General features: G+C 61.6%; 16 protein-coding genes, 1 tRNA gene, 1 other RNA gene and 1 pseudogene. 16 read left to right on the plus strand and 3 right to left on the minus strand.

Annotated elements, in window-relative coordinates:
- Positions 1–114 precede the first annotated feature (114 nt).
- From NX05_RS03505 to NX05_RS03510, 3 genes and pseudogenes are all read right to left on the minus strand, one after another.
- A pseudogene (locus tag NX05_RS03505) lies at positions 115–842 on the minus strand (IS5 family transposase).
- Between the two features lie 75 nt (positions 843–917).
- A non-coding RNA gene (locus NX05_RS21680) (sX9 sRNA) lies at positions 918–992 on the minus strand.
- Between the two features lie 267 nt (positions 993–1259).
- Entirely contained in the window at positions 1260–2060 is an 801-nt protein-coding gene (locus NX05_RS03510; RefSeq protein ID WP_039436177.1) for an SDR family NAD(P)-dependent oxidoreductase, read from the minus strand.
- A gap of 112 nt (positions 2061–2172) precedes the next feature.
- Here NX05_RS03510 and tpiA point away from each other — a divergent pair, with 112 nt between their 5' ends.
- The 16 genes from tpiA to NX05_RS03590 all read left to right on the plus strand — a co-directional run bounded on the left by tpiA (position 2173) and on the right by NX05_RS03590 (position 16995).
- Positions 2173–2928, plus strand: coding sequence for a triose-phosphate isomerase (tpiA, locus tag NX05_RS03515; protein WP_010375883.1), 756 nt, complete (start codon positions 2173–2175; stop codon positions 2926–2928).
- Positions 2929–2961: 33 nt separating this feature from the next.
- Positions 2962–3432, plus strand: coding sequence for a preprotein translocase subunit SecG (gene secG, locus NX05_RS03520; protein ID WP_010375880.1), 471 nt, complete (start codon positions 2962–2964; stop codon positions 3430–3432).
- 49 nt (positions 3433–3481) lie between these two features.
- Positions 3482–3566, plus strand: a tRNA-Leu gene (locus tag NX05_RS03525).
- A gap of 102 nt (positions 3567–3668) precedes the next feature.
- A complete protein-coding gene (locus NX05_RS03530; protein ID WP_010371162.1) occupies positions 3669–4025 on the plus strand; it encodes an NADH-quinone oxidoreductase subunit A in 357 nt (118 codons plus the stop codon).
- Positions 4016–4570 (plus strand): NuoB/complex I 20 kDa subunit family protein, encoded by a 555-nt coding sequence (locus tag NX05_RS03535; protein WP_010371165.1) that lies wholly within the window; start codon positions 4016–4018, stop codon positions 4568–4570. Before NX05_RS03530 ends, NX05_RS03535 begins: the two co-directional genes overlap by 10 nt.
- Positions 4571–4606: 36 nt before the next feature.
- Entirely contained in the window at positions 4607–5359 is a 753-nt protein-coding gene (locus tag NX05_RS03540; protein ID WP_039436173.1) for an NADH-quinone oxidoreductase subunit C, read from the plus strand.
- Positions 5356–6663 (plus strand): NADH-quinone oxidoreductase subunit D, encoded by a 1308-nt coding sequence (locus NX05_RS03545; RefSeq protein WP_010371171.1) that lies wholly within the window; start codon positions 5356–5358, stop codon positions 6661–6663. The genes NX05_RS03540 and NX05_RS03545 overlap by 4 nt, the downstream gene beginning before the upstream one ends.
- Positions 6660–7187, plus strand: a complete 528-nt coding sequence (gene nuoE, locus NX05_RS03550; protein ID WP_005991372.1) for an NADH-quinone oxidoreductase subunit NuoE — start codon at positions 6660–6662, stop codon at positions 7185–7187. Before NX05_RS03545 ends, nuoE begins: the two co-directional genes overlap by 4 nt.
- Before the next feature lie 3 nt (positions 7188–7190).
- On the plus strand, positions 7191–8525 hold the full coding sequence (gene nuoF, locus NX05_RS03555; RefSeq protein WP_010371179.1) for an NADH-quinone oxidoreductase subunit NuoF: 1335 nt from the start codon (positions 7191–7193) through the stop codon (positions 8523–8525).
- Entirely contained in the window at positions 8522–10756 is a 2235-nt protein-coding gene (gene nuoG / locus NX05_RS03560) for an NADH-quinone oxidoreductase subunit NuoG (RefSeq protein ID WP_039436170.1), read from the plus strand. Before nuoF ends, nuoG begins: the two co-directional genes overlap by 4 nt.
- Entirely contained in the window at positions 10753–11844 is a 1092-nt protein-coding gene (gene nuoH, locus NX05_RS03565) for an NADH-quinone oxidoreductase subunit NuoH (protein WP_039436168.1), read from the plus strand. The genes nuoG and nuoH overlap by 4 nt, the downstream gene beginning before the upstream one ends.
- A gap of 3 nt (positions 11845–11847) precedes the next feature.
- Positions 11848–12336, plus strand: a complete 489-nt coding sequence (gene nuoI, locus NX05_RS03570) for an NADH-quinone oxidoreductase subunit NuoI (RefSeq protein ID WP_003485557.1) — start codon at positions 11848–11850, stop codon at positions 12334–12336.
- A gap of 4 nt (positions 12337–12340) precedes the next feature.
- Positions 12341–13003: an NADH-quinone oxidoreductase subunit J gene (locus NX05_RS03575; protein WP_080762890.1), complete on the plus strand. Its 663-nt coding sequence runs from the start codon at positions 12341–12343 to the stop codon at positions 13001–13003.
- Positions 13000–13305: an NADH-quinone oxidoreductase subunit NuoK gene (gene nuoK, locus NX05_RS03580; protein WP_005914274.1), complete on the plus strand. Its 306-nt coding sequence runs from the start codon at positions 13000–13002 to the stop codon at positions 13303–13305. Before NX05_RS03575 ends, nuoK begins: the two co-directional genes overlap by 4 nt.
- A gap of 7 nt (positions 13306–13312) precedes the next feature.
- The gene (gene nuoL / locus NX05_RS03585) at positions 13313–15472 is read left to right on the plus strand and encodes an NADH-quinone oxidoreductase subunit L (protein ID WP_039436166.1); all 2160 of its coding nucleotides are present in this window, start codon (positions 13313–13315) and stop codon (positions 15470–15472) included.
- A gap of 20 nt (positions 15473–15492) precedes the next feature.
- Positions 15493–16995 (plus strand): NADH-quinone oxidoreductase subunit M, encoded by a 1503-nt coding sequence (locus NX05_RS03590; RefSeq protein ID WP_039436164.1) that lies wholly within the window; start codon positions 15493–15495, stop codon positions 16993–16995.
- Positions 16996–17018: the final 23 nt, after the last annotated feature.

Here is a 17018-nt window from a genome sequence, read left to right on the forward strand (position 1 = left end):
TGTACGCATGGGCGGAAATTGCAAGAAACCAGCCTTCAGCGTAGCGAACACTGGTAGTTTTAGCACGCCGGTGCAGACATCAAGGCCTTGCGGTCGTTGGGTGGTTGGGGTTTTTCAGGGGCGACTATTGAGCCTTCGCTCGCAGTTCTTCCATAACCTTCGGTTCTTCTCCAGCCAGACAAAGCTGCGTTCAACAATCCAGCGCTTCGGCAGGACCTTGAAAGTATGCAACTCGCTGCGTTTGGCAATCTGTACGGTGACGCGCTTGCCAAGGATGTCCTGGACGCCCTTGGCGAAGGGATCTCCGCTATAGCCGCTATCGCCCCGCAGGCTTTTCACCCAACCTAAGCCCGATTGGCAGCGATCCAAATGCTTCCAGCGCGCCTTTACGATCGGTGACCTCCGCTGTGCTCACAGCAACGGCATGCGGAAATCCTTCCGAATCCACCGCGATATGGCGCTTGATCCCCGACACCTTCTTGCCCGCGTCATAGCCCTTCTGACCCACCGTATCGCTGTTCTTCACGCTCTGCGCGTCCACGATCAAGAACGTGCTGCAGGCGGCGCGCCTCTGTTTCTCGCGGGCCACGCCAACCTGATTTTTTGAGCGCCCGCTCCAGCAGGCTCATCCCTTCATCGTCCACTTCGCTCCACTTGGCAAAGTGGGAATGCACCGTGCGCCATTTCGGAAAGTCACTGGGCAACGCACGCCACTGGCAACCTGTTGGCAGTAGATACAGCACTGCGCACCACACCTCATACATATCTACCGTCGCAGGCTTCGTGCGTTTGCGGGCTTGTTCCAGAATCGGAAGGGTGTGCTCAAACCGCTCACGGCGCATGTCACTTGGGTAGTCTTCTCGCGCATTCGTGCAGTTTGCACGGCTTGAAAAAGATCGTGAACAGGTTCTAAGAGCGGCTAACAAAATGTAACCGGCAGTTGTCAGGTAGGCGTGGACAGCGCGGAGGAACGCAGTGGACGAGTGGTACATGCCGCACCGAGCACCGGCCACGCCCGCCTGACGGCTGCGCAGTCGTTTTGTTAGTCACTCCAAGAGTAGCGATTGGTTTTAGCGCTTGTGGTCAGGCGCGCGAGCCGCTGTTGGTTGGACTGGCATGTGCGTGCATCCCAATCATTTGACGATCGATACACTCGCTTGCGTGGTCATCGCACGCCCTGCGGGCGCCCAGGTTGCAGGCAGGCGTGCAGCGCCGCTGCGCACCGGCGATATCTCCCGCACACGCAGCCTGCTGCCGCCTCAATCCAGCGGCCGCACCCGATGCGAGCCGCGCGCCATCAGGCCTAAGGCAAACGCATGCGGCAGCAGCCGCAGTGCGGCATTGACCAGCCGATAGCGCCAGCCAGGCACTGCCAACACCTGGCCGCGTTCCAGTGCATCGATTCCGTACTCGGCCACCGCGTCTGCCTGCAGCCACGCCCAGGCGGGCAGGGTGGACATCGCTTCGCGGGTGCCGGTGACATCGTGGAATTCCGACCAGGCAAAGCCCGGGCACAGCGCGCACACCTTGACGCCGCAATCGGCATTTTCCAGCGCCAGCGATTCGCTGAAGCGCAACATGAAGCTCTTGCTGGCCGCGTACAGGGTCTGCCCATCGGCGCTCGGCGTCAGCGCCGCGAACGAGGCCACGTTGAGAATGCGGCCCTGCCCGCTGGCGCGGATCATCGGCAACAGTCGCCAGGTCAGCTCGCACACCGCAGTCACCATTACCTGCAGAAAGCACGCATGCGTGGCCCAGTCGTTATGCAGGTAACGGCCCGGCACGCCGTACCCGGCGTTATTGACCAGGGTGCCCACGGTCCAGCCATTGCGCTGGATCTGCGTTGCCAACGTGTCGGGCGCGGCAGGGTCTGCCAGATCGGCCGGTAGCACTTCCACCCGCACCGTGCCGCGCAATCCGTCGGCCAATGCCTGCAGTCGGTCCTCCCGGCGCGCGGTCAGGATCAACGGTACGCCGCGCTTGGCATATGCCCGCGCGATCTCGCGGCCGATGCCGCTGGAAGCGCCGGTGATCAACGCGAAGACAGGTGAAACGGACATGGCAGGTTCCTGTGAGGGGAGGGGTGAGACATGTGGCGGACAGAAGTGTGCCGGTTGCCGACAGGGCATGGGCTATTCTGTCGCCTGTCTTCAACTCAGGAACCTGCGCCTGATGCGTCGAAAGATCGTTGCCGGAAATTGGAAGCTGCACGGCAGCCGCTCCTTCGCCACCGAACTAGTGGCCAAGCTCGCTGCGCACATGCCCCTGGAGGGTGTCGAAGTCGTCATCCTTCCGCCACTGCCTTATCTCGGCGACCTGATCGAGGGTTTCGAGGCCCATCACCTGTCGTTCGGAGCCCAGGACGTCAGCAGCAATGAAAAGGGCGCCTACACCGGCGAGGTGTCGGCCTCGATGCTGGTCGATGTCGGTGCCGGCTACGGGTTGGTCGGCCACTCCGAGCGCCGCCAATACCACCACGAGAGTAGCGAGCTGGTAGCGCGCAAGTTCGCCGCCGCCATCCATGCCGGGCTGATTCCGGTGCTTTGCGTGGGCGAATCGCTGGAACAGCGTGAAGCCGGTCAGACTGAGGCAATCCTACGTGCCCAGCTCGAACCGGTCCTGGAGCTGGTCGGCAGTGCTGGTTTTGCGGGCGCAGTGCTGGCCTATGAACCGATCTGGGCCATTGGCACCGGCCGTACCGCCAGCCCGGAGCAGGCTCAGGCTGTGCACGCCTTCCTGCGTGGCGAAGTCGCGAAGGCGGATGCTAGAATTGCCGATTCGTTGCCCATCCTGTACGGGGGCAGTGTCAAACCCGATAACGCCGGCGAGCTGTTTGCACAGCCCGATGTCGATGGCGGGCTGGTCGGAGGCGCATCACTGGTCGCCGAAGATTTCCTGGCCATCGCACGCGCGGCGGCCGCGTGCTAACCCATTAAGTTTTGTCCGGGGACGGATTTCGAAATGCTGATGTTGATCCTCAATGTGGTCTACGTGCTGGTCGCGCTGGCGATGATTGCGCTGATCCTGATGCAGCGTGGCGCGGGTGCGGCAGCCGGTTCCGGCTTCGGTGCGGGCGCCTCGGGCACCGTGTTCGGTTCGCAGGGTGCGTCGAACTTCCTGTCCAAGTCGACCAAGTGGCTGGCTGTGGTGTTTTTCAGCATCAGCCTGTTCATGGCGTGGTACGCCACCCACGGCGCGCGTCCGACCGATCAGAACCTGGGTGTGATGTCGCAGTCGGCAACGCCGGCTCCGGCCGCCGCTGGCGAGCTGACCCAGCCGTTGCCGAAGGCGCCGGCCGGTGCAGTACCGACCGCTCCGTCGCAGCCGGTTCCTGCCGCCGCGCCGGCAGCAGCACCAGCGCAGTCCGCACCGGCGCAACCGGCGCCTGCAGCGCGCGAAGAAAACGCTTCAGAACCAGCACAAAAACGCTGAAGCCGGTTACAATGCGCTGCGCACTGGGATGCCCAGCGGCGCAACGTATGCCCAGGTGGCGGAATTGGTAGACGCACTACCTTGAGGTGGTAGCGACTTAGGTCGTAGGGGTTCGAGTCCCCTCTTGGGCACCATTGTTTGGCTGCAGTTCCTGCGCATCGCTTGTCGCGCGCGGGGTCTGCCTATACCCCATGCCGGCACGCGGCGCGTGCGGGCAGAGGCAAGAGAGAATCGCTGTGCTGGCCGAATATTTGCCGAGTCTGCTGTTTCTGATCGTCGCCACCGGTATCGGCATTGTGCTGATGCTGATTGGTCGGTTCCTCGCTCCGCGTACCCCGGACGCGCGCAAGCTTTCTCCGTACGAGTGTGGCTTCGAAGCATTCGAAGACGCGCGCATGAAGTTCGATGTGCGCTACTACCTCATCGCGATCCAGTTCATCGTGTTCGATCTGGAAATCATCTTCATCGTGCCGTGGACGCAGGTGTTCATGGAGATCGGCGCACGTTCGCTGGTCACCATGGGGCTGTTCGTCGGCATGTTGTTCCTCGGCTTTATCTACGTGTGGAAGAAGGGAGCGCTGGAATGGGAGTGATTCAGACCCTGGATCGTCTGATGACCAACCCGATGCCGGAAGGCCGGGTGGAAGACATCCTGCGCCCGGAAGGCGAAAACCCGCTGCTCGAAAAGGGCTACGTGACCACCAGTGTCGATGCGCTGCTGAATTGGGCGCGCACCGGTTCGATGTGGCCGATGACCTTCGGTTTGGCCTGTTGCGCCGTCGAGATGATGCACGCGGGGGCCTCGCGCCTGGATCTGGACCGTTACGGCGTGGTGTTCCGCCCGTCGCCGCGCCAGTCCGACGTGATGATCGTGGCCGGCACCCTGGTCAACAAGATGGCTCCGGCACTGCGCAAGGTCTACGACCAGATGCCGGATCCGAAGTGGGTCATTTCGATGGGCAGCTGCGCCAACGGCGGCGGCTACTACCATTATTCGTATTCGGTGGTGCGCGGTTGCGACCGCATCGTGCCGGTGGACATCTATGTCCCGGGCTGCCCGCCGACCGCCGAGGCGCTGGTCTACGGCATCTTGCAGCTGCAGAAGAAGATCTGGCGTACCCAGACGATCGCGCGCTGACACCCGTCTTCTTCTACCGAGAGCAGCCAAGCCCCCATGGCAGAGCAAGCATCCTCCTTCACTGACCGACTTGCGGCACGTTTCGCCGGTGCGCAGATTGCCGTGGCATTGCCGCGCGGCGAAGTGACGCTGGAAGTCGCTGCAGCCGATTGGCACGTCACCTGTCTTGCACTGCGCGACGAGCTCGGTTTCGAGCAGCTCAGCGACCTGTGCGGCGTCGATTACCTGGGCTATGGCAGCGACGAGTGGGATACCGCCGACGTGTCGTCGCAGGGTTTCAGCCGCGGCGTCGAAGGCAAGGCGATTGGCCGTTTTGCCTGGGGTGAATTTCCCAGCCAGGAAAGCTCCAGTGGCGCGCAGCCGCAGCAATTGCCCAAGCAGCGTTTTGCCGTGGTCGCGCAGCTGATTTCCTACCAGCACAACCAGCGTCTGCGCGTGCGTTGCTACGCACCGGACGAACAGGTGCCGGTGGTGGCCTCGTTGACCGATATCTGGCCGGGCGTGAACTGGTTCGAGCGCGAAGCGTTCGACTTGTTCGGCATCGTGTTCGATGGTCACCCGGATCTGCGCCGCATCCTGACCGACTACGGATTCGTCGGCCACCCGTTCCGCAAGGATTTCCCGCTGATCGGCAATGTCGAAGTGCGTTACGACGACGAGCGTAAGCGCGTGGTGTACGAGCCGGTGACCTCGGTCGAGCCGCGCGTTGGCGTGCCGCGCGTGATTCGCGACGATGCCCGTTATGAGACTGCCGCTGGTGAAGTGGGCAAGTCGGAGACTGCCAAGTGAGTGAGTTCCGCCAGGCAACCGATGCCTTCGCGAGCAATCCTGCCGAAAGCAAGCAGGAAATCCGCAATTACACGATGAACTTCGGCCCGCAGCATCCTGCGGCGCACGGCGTATTGCGCCTGATCCTGGAAATGGATGGCGAAACCGTGGTGCGTGCCGACCCGCATATCGGCCTGCTGCACCGTGGCACCGAGAAGCTGGCCGAGTCCAAGCCGTTCAACCAGTCGGTTCCGTACATGGATCGGCTGGATTACGTGTCGATGATGTGCAACGAGCACGCTTACGTGCGCGCGATCGAATCCCTGATGGGAATCGAGGCGCCCGAGCGTGCGCAGTACATCCGCACCATGTTCGACGAGATCACCCGCATCAAGAACCATCTGATGTGGGTCGGCTCCAACGCGCTCGATCTGGGTGCGATGGCGGTGATGCTGTATGCATTCCGCGAGCGCGAAGAATTGATGGACGTCTACGAGGCGGTCAGTGGTGCGCGTATGCACGCGGCCTACTATCGTCCGGGTGGTGTGTATCGCGATCTGCCCGATCGCATGCCCAAGTACAAGGAATCGCGTTGGCACAAGGGCGGGGCGCTGAAGCAGCTTAATGCCGCGCGTGAAGGCTCGATGCTGGATTTCCTTGAGGATTTCACCAACACCTTCCCGTCGCGTGTGGACGAATACGAAACGCTGCTGACCGATAACCGCATCTGGAAACAGCGTACCGTCGACGTCGGCATCATCAGTCCGGATCTGGCGCGTGCCTGGGGCATGACCGGTCCGATGCTGCGTGGTTCGGGCATCGAGTGGGATCTACGCAAGAAGCAGCCGTACGCCAAGTACGACGCAGTGGATTTCGACATCCCGGTCGGCACCAACGGCGACTGCTACGACCGCTATCTGGTGCGCGTGGCCGAGATGCGCGAATCCAACCGCATTATCAAGCAGTGCGTGAAGTGGCTGAAGGCCAACCCGGGCCCGGTCATGGTCACCAATTTCAAGGTCGCTCCGCCAAGCCGCGAAGGCATGAAGGACGACATGGAAGCGTTGATCCATCACTTCAAGCTGTTTAGTGAAGGCTACTGCGTGCCGGCCGGCGAAACCTACAGCGCGGTCGAAGCGCCGAAGGGCGAGTTCGGTTGCTACCTGATGTCCGATGGCGCCAACAAACCGTTCCGCGTGCATCTGCGTGCGCCTGGTTTTGCGCATCTGTCATCGATGGACGCAGTGGTGCGTGGTTATTTGTTGGCCGACGTCGTGGCGATGATCGGTACTTACGATTTGGTTTTCGGTGAGGTTGACCGATGAAGGCGACGGGTAATTTCGAGGCGGCGCGCGACGTCGATCCGCAGGTTGTGCTGAGCGACAAGACGCGCGCGCATATCGATCATTGGCTGGCCAAGTTTCCGCCCGATCGCAAGCGTTCGGCCGTGTTGCAGGGCCTGCATGCTGCGCAGGAACAAAACCAGGGCTGGCTGACCGACGAGTTGATTGTTGGTGTGGCCAAGTACCTGGAACTGCCGCCGGTGTGGGCGTACGAGGTCGCCAGCTTTTACTCGATGTTCGAGACCGAAAAGGTCGGCCGCCACAACGTGGCGTTCTGCACCAATATCAGCTGCTGGCTCAATGGCGCCGAAGACCTGCTGGCCCATGCGGAAAAGAAGCTAGGTTGCAAGCTGGGGCAGTCGACGGCCGATGGTCGCGTCTACCTCAAGCGCGAAGAAGAGTGCCTGGCTGCCTGCTCCGCGGCGCCGATGATGGTCATCAATGGCCACTATCACGAGCACCTGACGAAAGAGAAGGTCGACGCGCTGCTGGACGGGCTGGAGTAAGACATGGCACATCATCACGCACCCTCAGGCCCGGTCGGTCCGGCGCCGTTGCCGCATCAGGTCGTCTATACGACGCTGCATTACGACACCCCGTGGTCGTATGAGAGCTATCTCAAAACCGGTGGCTACGCCGCGCTGCGCAAGATCCTCGAAGAGAAGATCCCGCCGGCCGACGTCATCGAAATGGTCAAGGCGTCGAATCTGCGCGGCCGTGGCGGCGCAGGCTTCCCGACCGGTTTGAAGTGGTCGTTCATGCCCAAGGGCACGATGCAGAAGTACATCCTGTGCAACTCGGACGAGTCCGAGCCGGGAACCTGCAAGGACCGCGACATTCTGCGTTACAACCCGCACTCGGTGGTGGAGGGCATGGCGATCGCCTGCTACGCCACAGGTTCGACGGTGGGCTACAACTACCTGCGTGGCGAGTTCCACCACGAGCCGTTCGAAAACTTCGAGCTGGCATTGGCTGATGCGTACGCCAACGGTTGGCTGGGCAAGAACATCCTCGGCAGCGGCGTGGATATCGACATCTACGGTGCGCTGGGTGCTGGCGCGTACATCTGCGGCGAAGAAACCGCACTGATGGAGTCGCTGGAAGGCAAGAAGGGCCAGCCGCGCTACAAGCCGCCGTTTCCGGCCAACTTTGGCCTGTATGGCAAGCCGACCACCATCAACAATACCGAGACCTATGCGTCGGTGCCGGCGATCATTCGCAACGGCCCGGAGTGGTTCCTCGGTTTGAGCAAGACCAAGAACGGCGGCCCGAAGATTTTCTCGGTGTCCGGCTGCGTGCAGAAGGGCGGCAATTTTGAAGTGCCGCTCGGTACCACCTTCGACGAACTGCTGGAAATGGCCGGTGGCCTGCGTCCGGGTCGCAAGCTCAAGGGCGTGGTGCCCGGTGGCGTATCGATGCCGGTGCTGAAGGCCGACCAGGTCGCTGGCCTGCAGATGGATTACGACACCTTGCGTGCGCTCGGCACCGGTTTGGGTTCTGGCGCCATCGTGGTGCTGGACGACAGCGTCTGCTGCGTGCGTTTCGCTTGCCGCATCTCGCAGTTCTTCCACAAGGAATCCTGCGGCCAGTGCACCCCGTGCCGTGAGGGCACCGGCTGGATGCACCGCGTGCTGGAGCGCATCGTTGCCGGCAAGGCCACGATGGAAGACCTGCATCAGCTGCGCACCGTTGCGGGCCAGATCGAAGGTCACACCATCTGCGCGTTTGGTGAAGCGGCGGCGTGGCCGATTCAGGGCTTCCTGCGCCAGTTCTGGGACGAGTTCGAGTACTACATCGTCAACGGTCGTTCGATCGTCGATACGCAAGTCGGAGTGGCTGCATGAGCGCCCAACCAGTGAACCCGAACGTCCCACCGGACCACGTCAGCGTCGAGATCGACGGGCAGTCCTTGGTGGTGCCGAAGGGCTCGATGATCATCCAGGCGGCCGACAAGGCTGGCATCCCGATCCCGCGCTTCTGCTACCACGAGAAGCTACCGATCGCGGCAAACTGCCGCATGTGCCTGGTCGATGTCGAAAAGTCGCCGAAGCCGTCGCCCGCCTGCGCCACGCCGGTGATGGATGGCATGAAGGTCACCACGCGTAGCGAAAAGGCGCTGAAGTACCAGCGCAGCGTGATGGAATTCCTGCTGATCAATCACCCGCTGGATTGCCCGATCTGCGATCAGGGCGGCGAATGCGAATTGCAGGACGTCTCGCTCGGCTACGGCCGTTCGGTGAGTCGCTTCAACGAACGCAAGCGCGTAGTGCCGGACGAGGACATCGGTCCGCTGGTCGCCACCGAAATGACCCGCTGCATCCAGTGCACCCGTTGCGTACGTTTCACTGCAGACATCGCCGGCACTTACGAGCTGGGCGGCATGTATCGCGGTGAAAACCTGCAGATCGGCACCTACGACGGCAAGCCGCTGACCACCGAAATTTCCGGCAACGTCATCGACGTGTGCCCGGTGGGCGCGCTGACCAACAAGGTGTTCCAGTTCCGCGCACGTCCTTGGGAACTGATGGCACGCGAATCGCTCGGCTACCACGATGCGATGGGCTCGAACCTGTTCCTGCACGTACGCCGCGGCGAAGTGCTGCGCACCGTGCCGCGCGAGAACGAAGCGGTCAACGAATGCTGGCTGTCCGATCGCGACCGGTATTCGCATCAGGGCCTGTATTCGGAAGACCGTGCGGTCAAGCCTCTGAAGAAGGTCAACGGTGAGTGGACCGAAGTTAGCTGGGCCGAAGGTCTGGCTGCCGCGACACAGATCCTGCGCGAAAATGCGGGCGATGCGCTTGGCCTGCTGGTGCATCCGTCTACCTCCAACGAAGAGGGCGCATTGCTTGCGCGTCTGGCCGAAGGGCTGGGCAGTGGCAATCTGGATCACCGCTTGTTCAACCGCGACTTCTCCGATGCCGCGGTGGCTGAAGCATTCGCCACGCCGCTGGCCGAGATCGAACGCGCCGACGTGGTCGTGTTGTTCGGTACCAACGTGCGTCATGAATTGCCGTTGCTGCATGCACGTTTGCGTAAGGCGCACATCCAGAACCGTACCCAGATTCACTCGGTCAATCCGGTCGATTTCGACTTTGCCTTTACTCAGGCGAGCCGCACCGTGGTGGCGCCGTCGCAGTTGGCTGGCGCACTGAGCGATGCAGCGCTGCGCGATGCGGTCAAGGGCGCAAGCCGCGCCGTGATCGTGGTTGGCGCGCTGGCCGAAAACCATCCGCAGGCTGCAGCGCTGCGTGCTGCTGCACGCGACTTTGCCGCCGCTACCGGCGCATCGTTGTGTCGCATCCCGCAGGGTGCTAATGCTGTTGGCCTAGTCTCGCAGGGCGTGCTGCCCACCGCGCGCGATGTCGCCGGTATGCTGGCCCAACCGCGTCAGGCGTATGTGTTGTACGGCATCGAGCCGGGTCTGGATTTCGCCGATGCCGCCGCTGCCCGCAGCGCGTTGGCTGGTGCAAAGGTCGTCGCCTTCAGTCAGTTCGCTTGTGCCTCGACGCGCGATGTCGCCGATGTGATCTTGCCGATCGGTGCGTTGCCGGAAATCGATGCATCGCTGACCAATCTCGATGGTCGCGTGCAGACTGCACGTGCTGCGGGCCGCTTGCCGGTCGAAGCGCGCGAAGGCTGGCGCGTCCTGCGTGCACTTGGCGGTGAGCTGGGTCTGGGCGGTTTCGAGTTCATCGATCTGGTTGGGCTGCGCGCCGGCATGCAGAGCCGCAGCGTGACGCCGATCGCGTCGGCACAGCCGGCAGCCGCCAGCAACGGTCTGGAAGTTGCTGCCACCGCAGCGATCTACCGCACCGATGCGGTGGTGCGTCGCGCCGCTGCGCTGCAATCGCATCCGCTCAACATCGCGCCGTGCGTGGCGATGCATCCGGAGCAGGCTGCACAATTGCAGGTCCAGGCGGGTCAGATGGTCAAGGTCGGTACCGATGCCGGTAAGGCAACGTTGCCGGTGGTGCTGGACGAGCGCGTCGCACCGGGCACGGTGTGGATCGAATCCGGCCATGGCGCAACCGCGCCGCTCGGTGCCGGTCGTGTAACGGTGGTGGCTGCATGAACGAATTGCTGTTGAACCTGGTCGACCCCCTGCACCAGTGGTTTCTGGGACTGGGCGATGGCGGCGTGGTGCTCTGGTCGGTCTTGAAGATCCTGCTGATCGCCGTGCCGGTGATTATCTCGGTGGCCTTCTACGTGGTCTGGGAGCGCAAGCTGATCGGTTGGATGCACGTGCGCCATGGGCCAATGTACGTGGGTATGGGCATCTTTCAGGCCTTCGCCGACGTGTTCAAACTCCTGTTCAAGGAGATCCTGCAGCCGAGTAGCTCGCACAAGGCGATGTTCATCATCGCGCCGTTGCTGACCCTGGCACCTGCATTTGCCGCGTGGTCGGTGGTGCCGTTCGATGCGAAGCTGGTGTTGTCCAATGCCAATGTCGGCTTGCTTTATCTGCTGGCGATGACCTCGCTGGGCGTGTACGGCATCATCCTGGCCGGCTGGGCATCTAACTCGAAGTACGCGTTCCTGGGTGCGATGCGCTCGGCCGCACAGGTGGTCAGCTACGAAATCGCGATGGGCTTTGCGCTGGTCGGCGTGATGATTGCCTCCGGCAGCGTCAACTTGAGCCAGATCGTGTTCGCGCAGGCTGGTAACTCCGGCTTCTTCGACTGGTTCCTGATTCCGCTGTTTCCGTTGTTCATCGTGTACTGGGTCTCCGGCGTCGCCGAAACCAACCGTGCGCCATTCGACGTGGTGGAAGGCGAATCGGAAATCGTCGCCGGCCACATGGTGGAATATTCGGGCGGTGCATTTGCGCTGTTCTTCCTGGCCGAATACGCCAACATGATCCTGGTCAGCTTCCTGATCTCGATCTTCTTCCTCGGCGGTTGGTTGAGCCCGATCCAGGGCTGGATCAACGCAGATATTTCGCCTTGGATTGACTGGTTGTGGAAGGGCGGCTGGCCGTGGTTGCTGATGAAGGTGTTCTTCTTCGCCAGCGCCTACATCTGGTTCCGCGCCAGCTTCCCGCGTTACCGCTATGACCAGATCATGCGTCTGGGCTGGAAGGTCTTCATTCCGCTCACGATCGTGTGGATCGCAGTGACGGCGTTGATGGTGTTTTACGGCGTGATCCAGAAGGGCGTGTAATTGATGAATAAGATCACCCACTACTTCAAGAGCTTGCTGCTGCTCGAACTGCTCGGCGGCTTGTGGCTGACGTTGAAATACACGTTCAAGCCCAAGTACACCGTGCTGTATCCGATGGAGAAGTTCCCGCAGTCTCCGCGCTTCCGCGGCCTGCATGCGCTGCGTCGCTATCCCAACGGCGAGGAGCGCTGCATCGCCTGCAAACTGTGCGAAGCGGTGTGCCCGGCGCTGGCGATCACCATCGACTCGGCCAAGCGCGAAGACGGCACCCGCCGCACGACGCGTTATGACATCGATTTGTTCAAGTGCATCTTCTGCGGCTTCTGCGAGGAAAGCTGCCCGGTGGACTCGATCGTCGAGACGCACATCCTCGAGTATCACTTCGAGAAGCGTGGCGAAAACATTGTCAACAAGCCGCAGTTGCTGGCGATCGGAGACCGGTTAGAAACCGAGATCGCCGAGCGTCGCGCTGCCGATGCCGCCTTCCGTTGAGGTCATGATGGACTGGGTCACTATTGCTTTCTACGCCTTCTCCGCCGTCGCGGTCGTGTCCGCCGGTGCGGTGATCAGCGTGCGCAACCCGGTGTACGCCGTGTTGTGCCTGATCCTCACTTTCTTCTCGATGGCATGCATCTGGTTGCTGGTCGGTGCCGAGTTCCTCGGCGTGACGCTGGTGCTGGTCTACGTCGGCGCGGTGATGGTGCTGTTCCTGTTCGTGGTGATGATGCTGGACATCGACACCAGCCGCCTGCGCGAGGGGTGGGTCAAGTACATGCCGCTGGGCGTGATCGTGGCGGTCGCCATGCTCGCGCAGATGGTCACCTTGATTGGCGTCAAGGCGCGTAGCGCCACGCCGTTCCCGGCAGACAACGCAGCGGCGCAAGCAGCGGACAGCTCGAATCTGACCTGGTTGGCCAAGAGCCTCTATACCGAGTTCCTGCTGCCGTTCGAGTTCGCCGCGGTGATCCTGACCGTGGCGGTGGTGGCCGCGGTGATGCTGACCCTGCGCAAGCGCACCGGCATCAAGTTGCAGAATGCCGGCGAGCAGTCGCGAGTGAAGGCGGGCGACCGCTTGCGCATGGTCAAAATGGCGGTTGAAAAGCCGGTACAGGTTGCGCCGCAGAGCGATGCGGCCGACGGACAGGAGGCGAAGTCTTGATTACCTTGGGCCACCTGCTGGGACTGGGCGCGGTGCTGTTCTGCATCTCCCTGGCCGGCATCTTCCTCAACCGCAAGAACGTCATCGTGTTGCTGATGTCGATCGAGTTGATGTTGCTGTCGGTCAACGTCAACTTCATCGCGTTCTCGCGCGAGCTTGGCGATACCGCCGGTCAGTTGTTCGTGTTCTTCATTCTGACGGTTGCCGCTGCAGAGGCTGCAATCGGCCTTGCGATCCTGGTGACTCTGTTCCGCACGCGCCGCACGATCAATGTGGCCGAAGTCGATACGTTGAAGGGCTGACCTGTAGATGGAAATCACTCTCTCCAAGAGTCTGTTGATCGCAGTGGTGCTTGCACCGCTGGTCGGCAGCATCATCGCCGGCCTGTTCGGGCGCCAGGTAGGCCGCAAGGGCGCGCAGTACGTCACCATTCTCGGTGTGGCGGTCAGCTGCGTGTTGTCGTGCCTGACGCTGTATCAGCTGGTGGAGCAGGGCGCCAGCCCGTTCAATCAGAATCTCTACACCTTCTTCGACGTCGGCAATTACTCGGCGCATGTCGGCTTCATGGTCGACCGCCTGACCGCGATGATGATGGTGGTGGTGACCTTCGTCTCGCTGCTGGTGCACATCTACACCATCGGCTACATGGAAGAAGACCCGGGCTACCAGCGCTTCTTCAGCTACATCTCGTTGTTCACCTTCTCCATGCTCACGCTGGTGATGAGCAACAACTTCCTGCAGCTGTTCTTTGGCTGGGAAGCGGTGGGTCTGGTGTCGTACCTGCTGATCGGTTTCTGGTTCAAGCGCCCGACCGCCGTGTTCGCCAACATGAAGGCGTTCCTGGTCAATCGCGTCGGCGACTTCGGTTTCATCCTCGGTATTGCCGGCGTGCTGTTGTGGTTCGGCTCGCTGGATTACTCCACCGTGTTTGCCAACGCGACCACCATGGCCGGTGCCAAGGTGCAGCTGTTCGCGGGCCACGAATGGAGCGTGATGACGCTGATCTGCATCTGCCTGTTCATCGGTGCGATGGGTAAGTCGGCGCAGGTGCCGCTGCACGTGTGGTTGCCGGACTCGATGGAAGGCCCGACGCCGATCTCGGCGCTCATCCACGCCGCAACGATGGTCACCGCCGGTATCTTCATGGTAGCGCGCATGTCGCCGCTGTTCGAACTGTCGGAAACCGCGCTGAACTTCATCCTGTTCATTGGTGCGACAACTGCCTTCTTCACCGGCCTGATCGGCATCGTGCAGAACGACATCAAGCGCGTGGTTGCGTATTCCACGCTGTCGCAGCTTGGCTACATGACCGTGGCATTGGGTGTGTCGGCCTATTCGGCAGCCGTGTTCCATCTGATGACGCACGCCTTCTTCAAGGCGCTGCTGTTCCTGGCAGCCGGCTCGGTCATCATCGGCATGCACCATGAGCAGGACATGCGCAAGATGGGCGGCCTGCGCAAGTACATGAAGGTGACCTACTGGACCAGCGTGATCGGTACCCTTGCCCTGGTCGGTACGCCGTTCTTCTCCGGGTTCTACTCGAAGGACACCATCATTGAAGCGGCCGCGCATCACGCGCATGAGTCGCATAGTTGGGTCGCGACCTACGGCTACTGGGCAGTGCTCGGCGGCGTGCTGGTGACCAGCTTCTATAGCTTCCGTCTGTTGTTCCTGACCTTCCACGGCAAAGAACGCTTCCGAGACGTCCATGCGCACGACGCGCATTCGCATCACGACAGCGCGCATACCGATGCCGAAGCGCAGATCCACGCACACGATGCGCATGCCCATGACACGCATGGTCACGACGATCATGGCCATGGCCATCACGGTGCGCACGAGCCGCGTGAGTCCAAGTGGGTGGTGACGCTGCCCCTGATCCTGCTGGCGATCCCGTCGGTGGCGATCGGTTTCTTCACCATCGGCCCGATGTTGTTCGGCACCGATTGGCAGGGGCACCATGCCGCGCACGCGATGAAGGGCCAGGCCGTTTCGTTCTTCACCGGCATCGTCGATTTCTACGACCCGGCACGTGACACCGTCGGCGCGCTGGCCGAAGAGTTCCACGGTCCTGTCGCATTCGCACTGCACGGCATGATGGCGGCACCGTTCTTCCTGACGGTCGCAGGCTTGTTGCTGGCGGCGCTGTTCTACCTGTGGAAGCCGGAACTGGCCACCAAGTCGCGCAAGACATTCGCGCCGATCGTGTGGTTGCTGGAAAACAAGTACGGCTTCGACAAGCTCTGGATCAATGGCTTCGCCGGTGGTGGCGTCGTCCTTGGCAAGGCGTCACGTGCCGTCGATACCCATGTGGTCGACGGTGTGGTTGTCAATGGTTCTGCCCGACTGATCGACCTGGCTGCAAATCTGCTGCGTCGCACGCAATCCGGTTTCCTCTATCACTACGCCTTCGCAATGATCATCGGTTTGATCGCCTTGTTGGCGGTACTGATGCATTTCTGGCGTTGACCTGTACGGAATAAGAAAACGTGTCGAACTGGCCTTTACTGTCTATCTTGATCTGGCTGCCGATTATCGGTGGCGCCCTGATCCTTGCGTTGCGCAACGCCGAGACTGCCCGGTGGGCATCGTTGGCGGTTGCGGTGGCGACTTTTGCGCTGAGTCTGCCGCTGCTGGGCTACGACACCGCCAATGACGCCATGCAGTTCATCGAACTGCATGCCTGGATTCCGGCCTACAACATTGGTTACAACCTTGGCGTGGACGGCATCGCGGTCGCCTTGATCGTGCTGACCACGCTGGTGACAGTGCTGGCCCTGATCGGCGCCTGGCGCTCGATCGACAAGCGCGTCAATCAGTACGTCGCTGCCTTCCTGATCCTGGAAGGCGTCACGGTCGGTATCTTCGCCGCGACCGACGCGATGCTGTTCTACGTGTTCTTCGAAGCCATGCTGATCCCGATGTTCCTGATCATCGGTGTCTGGGGCGGCCCGCGGCGCATCTACGCGGCGATGAAGTTCTTCCTCTACACCTTCCTCGGCTCGGTGCTGATGCTGGTGGGCTTGGTGTACCTGTATCTGAAGGGCGGCAGCTTCCAGCTGGCCGACCTGTATGCGCTGCAGCTGACCGCCAAGGAACAGACCTGGATCTTCTTCGCGTTCCTGATCGCTTTTGCGGTCAAGGTGCCGATGTTCCCGGTGCACACCTGGCTACCGGATGCACACGTCGAGGCGCCGACTGCAGGTTCGGTGATCCTGGCGGCGATTGCGTTGAAGATCGGTGGCTACGGCTTCCTGCGCTTCAATCTGCCGATCGTGCCGGACGCGAGCCACGAGTTCGCCTGGTTGGTCATCGCGCTGTCGCTGATTGCGGTGATCTATGTCGGCCTGGTGGCATTGGTGCAGGACGATATGAAAAAGCTGGTGGCGTATTCGTCCATCGCGCACATGGGCTTCGTCACGCTGGGCACCTTCATCGCCTTCACCCTGGTGCGCGATTACGGCAGCACCGATGCTGCCCGCCTGGGCCTGCAGGGCGCGATGGTGCAGATGATTTCGCACGGTTTCGTATCCGGTGCGATGTTCTCCTGCATCGGCGTGCTCTATGACCGCATGCACACCCGTCGCATCGCCGATTACGGCGGCGTGGTCAATGTGATGCCGTGGTTCGCCACGTTCTCCATGTTGTTCTTCATGGCGAATTCCGGCCTGCCGGGCACCAGTGGTTTCGTTGGTGAATTCATGGTGATACTGGCCAGCTTCCAGAAGCACCCGCTGGTTGCCTTCGCTGCTGCCACAACCTTGGTGATCACCGCTGCGTATACGCTGTGGCTCTACAAGCGTGTGTTCTTCGGCGAAGTAGCCAACGCTCACGTTGCCGAGCTGAAGGACATCAATGGCCGCGAGGCATTCGTGCTGGGGGTCTTCGCCGCTGGCGTGCTGGCCCTGGGCCTGTACCCGAAGCCGCTGACCGATCTGATGGAACCATCGATCGCCAAGCTGGCGACCCAGATTGCCGCGACCAAGCTCTGACCGCTTGCCGTACGTTTTGATTT

This window comes from Xanthomonas vasicola (assembly GCF_000772705.2).
GTDB classification, from domain to species: Bacteria; Pseudomonadota; Gammaproteobacteria; order Xanthomonadales; family Xanthomonadaceae; genus Xanthomonas; species Xanthomonas vasicola.

Bases quoted from the DNA above. Each gene is read 5' to 3' on its own strand.
- secG (WP_010375880.1), top strand. From the start codon at position 2,962: ATGCTGATGTTGATCCTCAATGTGGTCTACGTGCTGGTCGCGCTGGCG.
- NX05_RS03540 (WP_039436173.1), top strand. From the start codon at position 4,607: ATGGCAGAGCAAGCATCCTCCTTCACTGACCGACTTGCGGCACGTTTC.
- NX05_RS03535 (WP_010371165.1), top strand. From the start codon at position 4,016: ATGGGAGTGATTCAGACCCTGGATCGTCTGATGACCAACCCGATGCCG.
- NX05_RS03510 (WP_039436177.1), bottom strand. From the start codon at position 2,060: ATGTCCGTTTCACCTGTCTTCGCGTTGATCACCGGCGCTTCCAGCGGC.
- nuoI (WP_003485557.1), top strand. From the start codon at position 11,848: ATGAATAAGATCACCCACTACTTCAAGAGCTTGCTGCTGCTCGAACTG.
- nuoH (WP_039436168.1), top strand. From the start codon at position 10,753: ATGAACGAATTGCTGTTGAACCTGGTCGACCCCCTGCACCAGTGGTTT.
- nuoG (WP_039436170.1), top strand. From the start codon at position 8,522: ATGAGCGCCCAACCAGTGAACCCGAACGTCCCACCGGACCACGTCAGC.
- nuoF (WP_010371179.1), top strand. From the start codon at position 7,191: ATGGCACATCATCACGCACCCTCAGGCCCGGTCGGTCCGGCGCCGTTG.
- NX05_RS03575 (WP_080762890.1), top strand. From the start codon at position 12,341: ATGATGGACTGGGTCACTATTGCTTTCTACGCCTTCTCCGCCGTCGCG.
- tpiA (WP_010375883.1), top strand. From the start codon at position 2,173: ATGCGTCGAAAGATCGTTGCCGGAAATTGGAAGCTGCACGGCAGCCGC.
- nuoL (WP_039436166.1), top strand. From the start codon at position 13,313: ATGGAAATCACTCTCTCCAAGAGTCTGTTGATCGCAGTGGTGCTTGCA.
- nuoE (WP_005991372.1), top strand. From the start codon at position 6,660: ATGAAGGCGACGGGTAATTTCGAGGCGGCGCGCGACGTCGATCCGCAG.